Annotated in this window: 12 protein-coding genes and 1 pseudogene; 10 read left to right on the forward strand and 3 right to left on the reverse strand. The window is 74.4% G+C overall.

Annotated features, from left to right (window positions below; translation table 11 throughout):
- Window positions 1-47 precede the first annotated feature (47 nt).
- From ACZ4UX_RS36250 to ACZ4UX_RS36275, 6 genes are all read left to right on the forward strand, one after another.
- Complete coding sequence (locus ACZ4UX_RS36250; protein ID WP_465709765.1) at window positions 48-1724, forward strand: ABC transporter substrate-binding protein; 1677 nt, start codon at window positions 48-50, stop codon at window positions 1722-1724.
- A complete protein-coding gene (locus ACZ4UX_RS36255; protein WP_465709766.1) occupies window positions 1721-2680 on the forward strand; it encodes an ABC transporter permease in 960 nt (319 codons plus the stop codon). The genes ACZ4UX_RS36250 and ACZ4UX_RS36255 overlap by 4 nt, the downstream gene beginning before the upstream one ends.
- Window positions 2677-3531 carry an ABC transporter permease gene (locus ACZ4UX_RS36260; protein WP_465709767.1) on the forward strand — a complete coding sequence of 285 codons (855 nt, stop codon included), beginning with the start codon at window positions 2677-2679 and terminating at the stop codon, window positions 3529-3531. The genes ACZ4UX_RS36255 and ACZ4UX_RS36260 overlap by 4 nt, the downstream gene beginning before the upstream one ends.
- Window positions 3528-4505 (forward strand): ABC transporter ATP-binding protein, encoded by a 978-nt coding sequence (locus ACZ4UX_RS36265; RefSeq protein WP_465709768.1) that lies wholly within the window; start codon window positions 3528-3530, stop codon window positions 4503-4505. Before ACZ4UX_RS36260 ends, ACZ4UX_RS36265 begins: the two co-directional genes overlap by 4 nt.
- Window positions 4506-4548: 43 nt before the next feature.
- Complete coding sequence (locus tag ACZ4UX_RS36270) at window positions 4549-5346, forward strand: ABC transporter ATP-binding protein (RefSeq protein WP_465709769.1); 798 nt, start codon at window positions 4549-4551, stop codon at window positions 5344-5346.
- A gap of 206 nt (window positions 5347-5552) precedes the next feature.
- Complete coding sequence (locus tag ACZ4UX_RS36275) at window positions 5553-6764, forward strand: agmatine deiminase family protein (RefSeq protein WP_465709770.1); 1212 nt, start codon at window positions 5553-5555, stop codon at window positions 6762-6764.
- Window positions 6765-6793: 29 nt separating this feature from the next.
- On the opposite strand, the gene ACZ4UX_RS36280 is transcribed toward ACZ4UX_RS36275, so the two are convergent.
- The gene (locus tag ACZ4UX_RS36280; RefSeq protein WP_359837920.1) at window positions 6794-7504 is read right to left on the reverse strand and encodes a TetR/AcrR family transcriptional regulator; all 711 of its coding nucleotides are present in this window, start codon (window positions 7502-7504) and stop codon (window positions 6794-6796) included.
- A gap of 160 nt (window positions 7505-7664) precedes the next feature.
- On the opposite strand from ACZ4UX_RS36280, the gene ACZ4UX_RS36285 reads away from it, so the two are divergent.
- The gene (locus ACZ4UX_RS36285) at window positions 7665-8882 is read left to right on the forward strand and encodes an agmatine deiminase family protein (RefSeq protein ID WP_465709771.1); all 1218 of its coding nucleotides are present in this window, start codon (window positions 7665-7667) and stop codon (window positions 8880-8882) included.
- Between the two features lie 38 nt (window positions 8883-8920).
- Here the strand turns inward: ACZ4UX_RS36285 and ACZ4UX_RS36290 are convergent, their stop codons facing one another.
- Complete coding sequence (locus ACZ4UX_RS36290) at window positions 8921-10222, reverse strand: MFS transporter (RefSeq protein WP_465709772.1); 1302 nt, start codon at window positions 10220-10222, stop codon at window positions 8921-8923.
- A 158-nt stretch (window positions 10223-10380) separates the two neighbouring features.
- On the opposite strand from ACZ4UX_RS36290, the gene ACZ4UX_RS36295 reads away from it, so the two are divergent.
- The 3 genes from ACZ4UX_RS36295 to ACZ4UX_RS36305 are packed head-to-tail and all read left to right on the forward strand — an operon-like array spanning window position 10381 to window position 12606.
- Window positions 10381-10911, forward strand: a complete 531-nt coding sequence (locus ACZ4UX_RS36295; protein ID WP_465709773.1) for a MarR family winged helix-turn-helix transcriptional regulator — start codon at window positions 10381-10383, stop codon at window positions 10909-10911.
- Window positions 10908-11768 carry an ATP-binding cassette domain-containing protein gene (locus tag ACZ4UX_RS36300; RefSeq protein WP_465709774.1) on the forward strand — a complete coding sequence of 287 codons (861 nt, stop codon included), beginning with the start codon at window positions 10908-10910 and terminating at the stop codon, window positions 11766-11768. Before ACZ4UX_RS36295 ends, ACZ4UX_RS36300 begins: the two co-directional genes overlap by 4 nt.
- Window positions 11728-12606: an ABC transporter permease gene (locus ACZ4UX_RS36305; RefSeq protein ID WP_465709775.1), complete on the forward strand. Its 879-nt coding sequence runs from the start codon at window positions 11728-11730 to the stop codon at window positions 12604-12606. Before ACZ4UX_RS36300 ends, ACZ4UX_RS36305 begins: the two co-directional genes overlap by 41 nt.
- A 120-nt stretch (window positions 12607-12726) precedes the next feature.
- On the opposite strand, the pseudogene ACZ4UX_RS36310 reads toward ACZ4UX_RS36305, so the two are convergent.
- A pseudogene (locus ACZ4UX_RS36310) lies at window positions 12727-12812 on the reverse strand (transglycosylase family protein); the annotation flags it as partial.

Below are 12812 nucleotides of genomic sequence, written 5' to 3' on the forward strand. Positions count from 1 at the left end.
CCGGCACCCCTCGCCACCCCCGTCCCGCACGGAAGAGAGCCACCCTCATGCCAGACCCCCAGGACCGGCCCGTACCCCGCAGATCCGCGCGCCGCCGCCGCACCCTCCCGGCAGCCGCCCTGGCCGCGGCCACGCTCGCCACCTTCACCCTCGCCACCGCCTGCTCCGGCCCGCCGAAGACCGGCGGCACCGACGGCGGCACGGCCTACCGGCTGTCCGACGGCACCCCGCCCGCCCAGGGCGGCCTGGACTCCTTCACCTGGGCCGTCTACGCCGAACCGCCCACGCTGGACTACATCTCCGCCTTCGACTACCCGCAGAACACCGTGCTGTCCAACGTCTGCGAGAGTCTGATGCGGTGGACCCCGCAGCTGACCCTGGAGCCCGGCCTGGCGGAGAAGGCCACCAGCCCCGACCCGACCACCTGGGTCTACGACCTGCGCCCGAACGTGCGCTTCCACGACGGCGCGGTGATGACCGCCGACGACGTCGTGTACAGCCTCGGCCGGCAGATGAACCCCGACAACGCGGCCGCCTGGGCGCAGCAGTTCCAGAACGTCAGCACCGTCACCAAGACCGGTCCGCTCCAGGTCACCGTCAAACTCACCCAGCCCGACTCGCAGTTCAACCAGTACATGGCCACCGCCGCCGGCGTGGTCGCCTCGCAGGCGGGGATCGAGGCGGCGGGCAAGGACTACGGCACCACCGGCAGCCTCGCCTGCACCGGCCCGTTCAAGCTCGGGACCTGGACCAAGGGCCAGTCGATCGAGCTCCAGCGCTTCGACGACTACTGGGGCACCAAGGCCAAGTCGGCCAAGGCGGTCTTCCGCTTCCTCACCGACCCCTCGGCCCGCGTCAACGCCATGCTCAGCGGCGAGGCCGACGGCGGCTACCTGATCCCCACCGAGAGCTACGAGCGGCTGCGCACCGGCGGCGCGGGCACGCTCTACTTCGGCGAGGGCCTCAGCACCGTCAACCTCAACGTCACCAACATGCAGGGCGTGCTCGGCGACGTCCGGGTCCGCCAGGCGCTCTCGCTCGCCCTGGACCGGGCCGGCTTCGTCCGCACCGGCCTCGGCGGGGCCGGCAGCGTGACCGGCTCGCTGACCACCCGGGCCGCCTGGGCGGCCGCCCCCGAGCACCTGCGGACCGAGGCGTTCGAGGGGCTCACCCCCACCGCGCCCGACCTCGCCCGGGCCAAGGCGCTGGTCAAGGAGGCCGGCGCCACCGGGAAGACCCTCACCGTCGCCACCAGCCCGATCGGCCAGGACGTCTCGCTGCTCGCCACCGCCGTCCAGGCGGCGGGCGCGAAGATCGGCCTCGACATCCGGCTGAAGACCATCGCGCCTAACGCCTTCACCGCGCTGTTCACCGACCCCAAGGCACGCGAGGGCATCGACCTCTTCCCGGAGACGTACTACGACTCCATCACCGACCCGCTGGACCTGCTGTCCAACTTCCGGACCGGCGCCTACCAGAACTTCGCCTCCTACAGCGACCCCGGCTACGACGACCTGGTCAAGAAGGCCACCGCCGCCACCGACCCCACCGAGCGGTTCACCCTGGCGGCCCAGCTCCAGAGGACCGCCTCCGAGCAGCTGCTCTGGATACCCGTCGCGGAGTGGCCCACCGCGGTCTTCCTGAACAAGCGGATCACCGGCGCGCCCACCACCATCTCGTACCTGTACCACCCGTGGGCGGCCGCTGTGGGGGCGGCCCGGTGAGTTTCCTGAGATTCGCCGCCAGACGGCTGGCCGAGATGGCCGCCACCCTGGCCGCCGCCTCATTCGTGATCTTCGGGGCGATGTACCTCGCGCCGGGCAGCCCGGCGAGCTTCCTGCTCGCCGGCCGCTCGGCCTCCCCGGAGGCGCTGGCCGCGGTCAACGCCCAGTACCACCTGGACGACCCGTTCCTGCTGCAGTACCTGCGTTGGGCCGGGCAGATCCTGCACGGCGACTTCGGGCGCTCGATCACCTACCGCACCGACGTCTCCCGGCTGCTCGCCGACCGGCTGCCCGCCACCCTGCTGCTGGTCCTGATGGCGCTGGTCCTGGTCGTCCTCATCGGTCTGCTGCTCGGCTGGATCGGCGCCGTCCGGGGCGGCCGCACCGACTCGGCCATCCTCGTCACCACCACCGTCGCGGTCGGCACCCCGTCCTTCGTCGCGGCCGTCCTGCTCCAGGGCCTCTTCGCGGTGAAGCTGGGCTGGTTCCCCACCGGCGGGACCGGCGACGGCCTCGGCTCGATGCTCTGGCACCTGGCCCTGCCCGCGCTCGCCCTCGCGTGCTACCTGATCGGCATGCTCGCCCGGGTCACCCGGGCCGCGATGCTCGACGTGCTCGGCCAGGAGCACGTGACCGTCGCCCGCAGCCGGGGCGTCACCGAGCACCAGGTGATCCGCCGGCACGTCTTCCGCAACGCCCTCGGCACGGTGCTGACCACCGGCGGGCTGATCGTCTCCACGCTGCTGGTCTGCACCGTCCTGGTGGAGACCGCGTTCAGCGTCGGCGGCATCGGCCAGCTCCTCGAACTGTCCACCACCACCAAGGACTTCCCCACCGTGCAGGCGATCTCCCTGATCATGGTCGGGCTGTTCATGGCGGTGAACCTGGTGGTCGACCTGCTGCACCCGCTGATCGACCCCCGGGTGACCCTCGGAGCGAGGAAGGCCGCCGGATGACCGACACCCTGCTGCGCCGGCCCGGCCTCGGCCGGCTGCGCACCGCCCGCGCACCGCTCCAGCTGCTCTGCCTCGGCTTCGTCGCGCTGGTCGTGCTGGCCGCCGTCCTCGCGCCGTGGATCGCCCCCGCCGACCCGAACGCCGTCGACCTAGGCAACGCCCTCGCCGGACCCTCCGGCGACCACCTGCTCGGCGTCGACGCCTCCGGCCGGGACACCCTCTCCCGGCTGGTCACCGGCGCCCGGACGTCGCTGCTCGGACCGCTCGGCGTGGTCGCCTTCTCCACCCTCGCCGGCGTGGCCGTCGGCACCGCCGCCGCCTGGCGCGGCGGCTGGCTGGACTCGGTGCTCTCCCGCAGCACCGAACTCGTCTTCGCCTTCCCGGGGATGCTGCTGGCGATCCTGATCGTCTCCGTCTACGGCGAAGGGCTGATCGCCCCGGTCATCGCGCTCGCCATCGCCTACCTGCCCTACGTCAGCCGGCTCACCCGCTCGCTCGTCCTCGCCGAACGCGCCCGCCCCTATGTGGAGGCCTACCAGGTCCAGGGCCACTCCGGCCCGCAGATCTGCCTGCGCCACGTCATCCCCGGCATCGCCCCGGTCGTCCTGGCGCAGTCCACCATCAACTTCGGCTACGCCCTGATCGACCTGGCCGGGCTCTCCTTCCTCGGTCTCGGCGTCCCCGCGCTGACCCCGGACTGGGGCCGGATGGTCTTCGACGGCCAGTCCGCCGTCCAGCACGGCTACCCGCTGTCGGCGATCCTGCCGTGCGTCGCGATCGTGCTGACGGTCGTCGCCTTCAACGTCGTCGGTGAGCGCTGGGCCGACCAGGTCGCCAGGAGGGACCGATGACCACCCTCGACATCCGGGGCTACCGCCTGCGCCTGCCCCGCACCGCCCGGCCCGTCCTCGCCGGCGTCGACCTCACCGTGGACGCCGGCGAGACGGTCGCCCTGGTGGGGGAGTCCGGCTCCGGGAAGAGCCTCACCTCCCGCAGCGTCCTCGGCCTGCTCCCCGCCGGAGCCACCACCGAGGGCACCGTGCGGGTGGGGGGCGACGACGTCCTCGCCATGACGCCCGACCAGGTGCGGCGGCTGCGGACCGGCACCGCCGCGATGATCTTCCAGGACCCGCGGGCGGCCATCAATCCGCTGCGCCGCCTCGGCGACTTCCTCACCGAGAGCGTGCGGCTCAGCGGCCGGCTCTCCGCCGAGGCCGCCACCGCGCGGGCCGTCGAGATGCTGGACGCGGTCGGCCTTCCCGCCGCCGTCCTGGACCGCTACCCGGGCCAGGTGTCCGGCGGCATGCTCCAACGGGTCATGATCGCCGCCGCCCTGATGGGCGACCCGGCGCTGCTCCTCGCCGACGAGCCCACCACCGCCCTGGACGTCACCTCCCAGGCCGAGGTGGTCGCGCTGCTGGCCGACCTCCAGGAGCGCTTCGGCACCGGCCTGCTCTTCGTCACCCACGACCTGGGCCTGGCCGCCGCCATCAGCGACCGCGTCTACGTGATGTACGCGGGGCGGATCGTCGAGACGGGCCCGGCCGAGACCCTGTTCGAGCGGCCCCGGCACCCCTACACGACCGCGCTGCTCGCCTCGACCCCGCGGCTCGACGCCCCCCGGGGCCGGCTCGCCGCCATCGAGGGCCGGCCGCCCAGCCTGCGGGACGAGCTGACGGGCTGCCCGTTCGCGCCGCGCTGCCCGCTCGCGACGGACCTGTGCCGTCGGGAGGTGCCCGAGCTGCTGCCGGTCGGGCCCGAGCCGGGCCGCCGCACCGCCTGCCACCACAGCGACCGGACGGGGGAGGGGAACGCCGATGCGTAGCCCGGACCTGGGGGTCGCGGCCCGCTCGAAGGGAGTGCCGCCGATGCCGCAGACGATCCTGGAGGTGGTCGGCCTGCACCGCGCCTACGGCGCCGTGCGGGCCGTCGACAACGTCTCCTTCACCCTGGCCGAGGGCGGCTCGCTGGGCATCGTCGGCGAGTCCGGCTCCGGCAAGACGACCACCGCCCGGATCGTGGTCGGCCTGGAACGGGCGGACTCCGGCCGGGTGCTGGTCCACCGCCGGGACCGCACCGAGCACCGGCGCGGCCGGGCCCACCGGCTCGCCCGGGCCCGCGAGGTGCAGATGGTCTTCCAGGACCCGTACCTGTCGCTGGACCCGCGCACCACCGTCGGCGGCGTGCTGCGCGAGACGCTCCGGCTGCACTTCCCCGACGGGGACCACCCCCGCCGGATCGCCGAACTCCTGGAGCAGGTCGGCCTCGGCGAACGGGAGGCCGGGGCCCTGCCCCGGCAGCTCTCCGGCGGCCAGCGCCAGCGCGTCGCGATCGCCCGGGCGCTGGCGGTCGAGCCGGCGGTGCTCGTCCTGGACGAGGCGGTGGCCGCGCTCGACGTCTCCGTCCAGGCGCAGATCCTCAACCTGCTCGCCGACATCCGGGAGGGGACGGGCATCGGCTACCTGTTCATCACCCACGACCTCGGCGTCGTCCGGTCGGTCACCGACGACGTCATCGTGATGCGGCACGGGCGGATCGTCGAGTCCGGCCGGACCGCCGAGGTCCTGGCCCGGCCCGCCCACCCCTACACCCGGCTGCTGCTGGACTCGGTGCCCGGGCCGGGGTGGGACCCGCGGTCCATCGCCGCCGCCCGCCGCGCGCTGTAGCGCCTGCGGCGGCCCCGCTACCCAGGTCCGGACCGTCGACGCCCCCACGGCGGCGGTCCGGCCCGCTTCCGACGCGCGCGCCGTCCTCCCCGCGCGCCGAATCGCCCGATCGGGCGGCGCGCGGGTTCACCGGCGCGCCCCCGGCCGCCTCTACTGTCGGATATCGCCCGTTTCGGGGCGTATTCGCGTGAACAAGGGGACCAGCCGTGAGAGAACCCTTCCCGTCCCGCCGGGCCGTGCTGCGCTCGGGGGCGGCCGCCACCGCGCTCGCCCTGCTGGGAGCCTGCGGCTCCGACGCGGAGCCGTCCGACGGGGCCGAACCGTCGTCGGCGGGCGCGAGCGGAGCCGCGAGTCCGGGGGCCGGGCCGACCACGGCGGCGCCCTCCTCGTACGCCATGCCGGCCGAGTCGCGGCCGCACACCAGGACGTTCATGGCCTGGCCGGCCCTGGAGGAGGTGTGGGGGGACCAACTGCCCGCCGTCCGCGCGGACATCGCGCAGATCGCGCAGGCCGTGGCCCGCTTCGAGCCGGTGGTGCTGATGGCCCGGCCGGACCAGAGCGCCCAGGCCCGGCAGCTGTGCGGTTCGAGCGTGGAGGTGATCGACCTCGCGGTGGACGACCTGTGGGCCCGCGACACCGGTCCGACCTTCGTCACCGGGCCGGGCGGCCTGGCCGGCGTCGACCTCGACTTCAACGGCTGGGGGAACAAGCAGACCCACACCGAGGACAGCCAGGTCGCCCGCAGGCTCCTCGACCACTACGGCATCCGGCGCGTCCAGGCGCCGATCACCGGTGAGGGCGGCGGGATCGAGGTCGACGGCGAGGGCACCCTGATGGCCACCGAGAGCTCCTGGGTCAACGAGAACCGCAACCCCGGGAAGAGCCGGGACCAGATCGAGGCCGCGATGAAGGACCTCTTCGGGGTCCGGAAGGTCATCTGGCTCACCGGCGTGGCCGGGCAGGACATCACCGACTGCCACGTCGACGCCCTCGCCAGGTTCGCCGAGCCCGGCGTGGTCGTCATCCACCGGCCCGGCCCGGACACCCCGCCGGACATCTGGTCGCGCGCCTCCGACCAGGCGCTGGAGGTGCTCCACGCGACCACCGACGCGATGGGCCGCCGGCTGCGGATCGTGGACCTCGTCGAGCCCGACCTCAGCGGGGCACCGGACCCGGGGAAGGACTTCCTGGCCACCTACCTCAACTACTACGTGGTCAACGGGGCCGTCATCATGCCGCGGTTCGGCGACAAGGCCTCCGACGACCGCGCGGCCGGCATCCTGGCCGACCTGCACCCCGGGCGCGAGATCGTCCCGGTGGGCATCAACGCCATCGCCGCCGGGGGCGGGGGCATCCACTGCTCCACCCAGCAGCAGCCCGAGGCCGCCGGGGCCTCCGCCGCCCCGTCGTCCCCGTGATCCGGGGGCGCCGCGGCGGCGGCCGGTGCTCAGCGCGCGCCCGCTCCGGCGGCGAGCCCGAGGACGAGCGCCCGCATCACCGGCGCCGGGTCGACCTCCGCGCCGAGGGACTGGATCGCGGCGAGCCCGTCCGTCCCGGCCGCCGCCGCCTCGCCCAGCGGCCGGGGGTCGAAGCCGTCGCCGCGCTCGTCCGCCAGGACCTGGAACAGCGCGACGAAGCAGGCCCGCCAGCGCCGGTACTCGGCCTCCAGGGCCTCCCGCACCCGCTCGTCGCCGACCGCGAACCAGTGCAGCGCGGAGTGCAGCCGTGACAGGTCGCCTGCCTCGGGCTGCGCGAGCATCGTGACGACCCGTTCGGCCCGTTCGGTGAACGTCCCCGGGCCGGCGACGGCCTCCTCCAGCGGGGTGATCCACTCCGGGCGGATGCTCTCGACCACCGCGACGATCAGGTCGGTGCGGTTCTGGAAGTGGTAGTGGCACATGCCGTGGGTGACCCCGCCGAGGGCGGCCACGTTGCGGGTGGTGAAGGGCACCGAGCCGTCCCCGGCGAGCAGTTCGCGGGCGGCGGCGAGCAGGCGCGCCCGGGTCTGTTCGCCCTTCGCCGAGGCGCGCGGCCGCCGCGCGCCGGCGCCCGTACCGCCGCCGGGACCGGCACCCGTACCGCTGCCCGTCCCGGTGCCGTTCGCGGACGTCCGGGCCGCCGGGGCGTCCGGCTGGGGATCTTCAGCGCGCGTAGCCATCCGGAAACTCTAGCGATCCCGCGGTGGTGACGGAGCGTCGGCGGGGACCGGGGCCGCCCGGGTCGGCTCTGCCAAAAGTATTGACCGAGCGCTTGGTCAGTTTTACCGTCATGGCCATCACGTGGAAGAGCCACGGACAGTCAGAACAGGAGGCCGAGAGATGAACGGTCACAGTGAACCGCCCGTCTCGTCGGGCAGAGTGCCGTCCGCGCTGGGGCGAAGGAACTTCCTGGTGGCGGCCGGGCTGGTCACGGCGGGCACCGCCCTGGCGGCCCACGGCCGTGCCGCCGCGGCCTCCCCGGCCGGACCGGGCGCCGCCGCGGCCGCCGGCACCTTCGCCGTGCCGATCGACACGGTGGCGCACACCCGGACCTGGATGGCCTGGCCGGACGACGCCACCATCTGGACCGGTCGCCGGGGCGGCCGCCGGGGCGGCACCACGCCCTCGCTCGCGCAGATCCAGGCCAACATCGCGCTCGTCGTCAACACCATCGCCAGGTACGAGCCCGTCCACCTGTGCGCCAACCCGGCCTCGGCCGCGGCCGCCCGGCGGGCCTGCCCGGGCGCCAATGTCACCGTCCTCACCACCATCCCGGTCAACGACTGCTGGATGCGCGACTCCGGCCCGGTCTTCCGCACCGACGGGCTCGGCGGCCTGGACGCGATCGGCCTCAACTTCAACGGCTGGGGCGGCAACCAGACCTCTACCAACGACGGCAAGGTCGCCGCGCGGGTCGCCGCCCACGTCGGGGTGCCGTTCACCGCGGCCGGCCTGGTCGGCGAGGGCGGCGCCATCGAGACCGACGGCGCGGGCACGCTGATGGCCACCAGGAGCAGCATCCTCGTCTCCAACCGCAACCCGGGCATGACGCAGGCCGGGGCCGAGACCGCGATGAAGGCCGCGTACGGAGCCTCCCGGGTGATCTGGTTCACCGGGGTCGCCGGGCAGGACATCACCGGCGACCACGTCGACGCCACCTCGCGCTTCCTGGCCCCGGGCAAGGGCCTGGTCCAGCAGCCGAACGCCACGGACGACCCGTCGGACGTCTGGACCAAGGACGAGATCAACCAGTACAACGTGCTGTCCGCGGCGACCGACGCCCGCGGCGTCCGGATCCAGGCCACCAAGCTCGGCGGCCCCGACTACTACAAGATCCGGCAGAGCGACCCCGCGTTCGTCGGCTCCTACGCCAACTACTACGTCTGCAACGGCGCGGTGATCGCCGCCCAGTTCGGGGACTCCCGGGCCGACGCCGCGGCGAAGGCGACGCTCCAGTCGCTCTTCCCCGGCCGGGTCGTGGAGCAGCTGAACATCGACTACATCGGCCTCGGCGGGGGCGGCATCCACTGCGTCACCCAGCCGCAGCCGGTCCCGTAGCGGCGGCCCGGCCCGGCGGGTGCGCGCCGGGCCGGGGTCTACCGGTCGGCCGGGGGCCCCGGCCGGTGCCGGACGGCGGCGGCCGCTCCGGCGCCGGTCGGAGCCCCCGAGGCGGTGGGGTGGATCCGGCCGCGGCAGGCCCAGGCGGTGGCCGCCGCGAGGAGCGCGGTGCCGCCGCCCAGCAGCATCACGGCGGTGGTCGACCCGTGGTCCACCACCGTGCCGCCCGCCAGGGCGCCGATCGACAGGGTCGCCTGGAACGACGAGGTGAACACCACCCCGGCCGCCTCCGGTGCCTGCGGCGCCGCAGCGAGGAACCAGGTCAGCGAGCAGACCGGGACGGCGCCGTACGCCACCCCCCAGAACATCAGGACGACGGCGGCGCCCGGACCGGAGCCGCCCAGGACCGGCAGCAGCAGGGTCGCGCCGGCGAGCAGGGCGGCGGCGCCGGCCAGCGCCGCTCCGGGGGCGCGGGCCGCGAGGTCACCGGCGAGGACGTTGCCGAGCAGCCCGGCCGCGCCGTAGCCGAGCAGGAGCCCGGTGACCAGCCCCGGTCCCGCGTGGGTGACCTCCGCCAGGAACGGCGAGACGTAGGTGTAGCTGCCGAAGTGGGCCAGCACGATCAGGAAGGTCACCGCGAGGCCGGTGCGGGTGCCCCGCCCGGCGAGCAGCCCGCGCAGCACGCCGAGACCGGTGCCGGCCCCCGGCGGGAGCGGCGGCAGCGAGACCAGGAGTGCGAGGAGCACCAGCACGGTCAGCGCGGCCATCGCGGCGAAGGCGGTGCGCCAGCCGGCCAGTGAGCCGAGCAGGACCCCGGCCGGCACGCCGATGACCGAGCCGAGCGGCACGGCGGTGAAGATCACGGTGTTCGCCCGGGCCTGCCGCCCCGGTGCGACGAGGCGCGGGGCGAGCCCCGACCCGATCGACCAGAACGCGCCGATCACCAGGCCGAGCGCGACCCGGGCCGCCAGCACCGCCCAGTAGGCGGGGGCGAGCGCGTTGAGCAGGTCGGTGAGCGCCAGCAGCGCCAGCAGGCCGCAGAGCATGGTGCGGCGGTCGGCGCGCCGGGTGGTGACGGTGACCACCGGCGCGGCCACCGCGGCGACCAGGCCGGGCAGCGTCATCATCAGCCCGGCCGTGCCGTCGGAGATCCGGAAGGACGCGCCGATCGGGGTGAGCAGGCCGATCGGCAGGATCTCGGTGGTGACGAGGGAGAAGACGCCGGCCGTCACGGCCAGTACGGCGGGCCAGCCGCCGGTCCTGGCGCGGGGGCCGGGCGGGGCGCCGGCGGATGCGGGCGGGGCAGGGAGAGCGGTGTCTGGAAGAGCGGTGTCGGGCATGCCGGCGGTCCTGTCCGTGCGGGGTGGGTTCAGGTCGAAGTCCACCAGTGCGGCGGGGTGTTGGGCTGGCGTGAATCCGACGTGGACGTCCGGGCCGAGTGGCGTTCGACCGCCCGCGCTCTGGACGGATAGCTCTCACTGAGAGCTAAAATGGAGGCATGACCGCGGATGCCACGGACCCCTCCGACACCGCCCTGGGCGAGGAGTTCTCGACCCTCCTCGTCGGGATCCAGCGCCTGGTCCGACGGCGGCTGCGGGAGGGCCTGACCGAGCCCCGGCTGCGCGGCGCGCAGGTCGAACTGCTGCGCCTGGTGGCCGACTCGCCGGGCCTGCGGGTCTCGGACGCGGCCGCGGAGCTCTGCCTGGCCGGCAACTCGGTCTCCACCCTGGTCAACCAACTGGTCGCGCTGGGCCTGCTGCGCCGCGCGGTGGATCCGGCCGACCGCCGGGCCGCCCTGCTCCACGTCACCGACGAGGCGGTCGAACGGCTCGCGGCCTGGCGGGCCCGCCGGTCGGCGCTGGTCGGCGAGGTGGTGGCGGGGCTGTCCGCCGAGGAGCGGACGGCGCTGGGCGCCGCGCTGCCCGCGCTGCGCGGCGTCGCGGCGGGCCTGCGCGCCCGACCGGAGCCGACGAGGCCGGAGACGAGGCCGGAGAAACCGGGGACGAAGGGGAAGGTGGTGCGGCGATGACGTCGGGCGAGGACGAGGCGGTGGTCTGCCGCGGCCTGGAGTACTCCTTCCACCGCGGCCGGGGGAAGGACGGTGCCACCAAGGCGGTCGACGGGGTCGACCTGACGGTCCGCACCGGCGAGGTGTTCGGCCTGCTCGGCCCCAACGGCGCCGGCAAGACCACCACGATCCGGGCGATCACCACCCTGCTCCCGACAGCCGCCGGCATGGTCCGGGTCTTCGGCCACGACGCGGCCCGGCAGCGCACGCAGGTGCGCCGGCTGCTGGGCTACGTCCCGCAGCAGCTCTCCGCCGACGCGGGGCTCACCGGTCGTGAGAACGTCGCCCTGTTCGCCCGGGTCTTCGACGTGCCGAGGTCCGAGCGGTCCGAGCGGGTCGCCCAGGCGCTGGCCGCCGTCGACCTCACCGAGGCCGCCGACCGGATGGCCGGCACCTTCTCCGGTGGCATGGTGCGCCGGCTCGAACTCGCCCAGGCCCTGGTCAGCGCCCCGCGCCTGCTCGTCCTGGACGAGCCGACGATCGGCCTGGACCCGATCGCCCGGGCCGGCGTCTGGGAGCGCGTCGACGCGATCCGCCGGGCCACCGGGATGACCGTCCTGGTGACCACCCACTACATGGACGAGGCCGACCGGCACTGCGACCGGATCGCGCTGATGGACCGCGGCCGGATCCGCGCGCTCGGCACCCCGGGAGAGCTCAAGGACCGGGTCCGGGAACAGGACCCGCGGCAGTCCGACCCCAGTCTGGACGACGTGTTCCGCCACTTCTCGGGCCGCGGCCTGGGCCGTGGCGAGGCCACGGAAGGAGACTTCAGCGATGTCCGCCGAACCCGCCGCACGGCCGGCCGTGTCGGCTGAACCCGCCGGCCCCGCCCCGGCCGCCGACCTGCCCGACCTCGCTCTGCTGCTGGTCCCGCCGCGGGCCCGCACCGGCTGGCGGGTGGTGCCGGCCCGGGTGGCCGCGATGTGCGTGGTCGAACTGCAGAAGCTGCGCCACGACCGCACCGAGCTGTACACCCGGGCGGTCCAGCCGGCGCTCTGGCTGCTGATCTTCGGCGAGACCTTCACCCGGCTGAAGGCGATCCCGACCGGCGGGATCCCGTACCTGGACTTCCTGGCGCCCGGGATCATCGCCCAGTCGGCGATGTTCATCGCGATCTTCTACGGCATCATGATCATCTGGGAGCGGGACTCCGGCGTGCTCACCAAGCTGCTGGTCACCCCGACCCCGCGGGCCGCGTTGGTCACCGGGAAGGCCTTCGCCGCCGGGGTCAAGGCGGTGCTGCAGGCCGCCGTGGTGGTGCTGCTCGCGGCGGTGCTCGGTGTCGCGATGACCTGGAACCCGCTGCGGCTGCTCGGCGTCGTGGTCGCGGTGGTACTCGGGTCGGCGTTCTTCTCGTGCCTGTCGATGGCCATCGCCGGCCTCGTGCTCACCCGGGACCGGCTGATGGGCATCGGCCAGGCGATCACCATGCCGCTGTTCTTCGCCTCGAACGCGCTCTACCCGGTGGACCTGATGCCCGGCTGGCTGCGGGCGGTCAGCCGCGCCAACCCGCTCAGCTACCAGGTCGACGCGCTGCGGGGGCTCCTCATCGGCACCCCCGCGCACCTTCCGCTGGACTTCGCGGTGCTGACGCTGGCCTCGGGGCTCGGCATCGCGGTGGCCTCCGGGCTGCTGGGGCGGCTCGCACGGTAGCGGCCCGTTCGCTTCGGTGTCCGGGTGTGCCACGACGCCGCTGGACCGGACCGGGTGGTCGGGTGCAGCGGCGTTGTCGTGCCCGGGTGGGCGGGTGTGGCGGGTGGTGCTGGGGTGTTACTTGGTGAGGCCGGCCTTGACGGAGCAGACGGGCCAGGCGCCGGGGCCCTGGGCGGCGAGGACCTTCTCGCCGATGGCGATCTGCT

The organism is Kitasatospora sp. NPDC028961, from assembly GCF_055564815.1.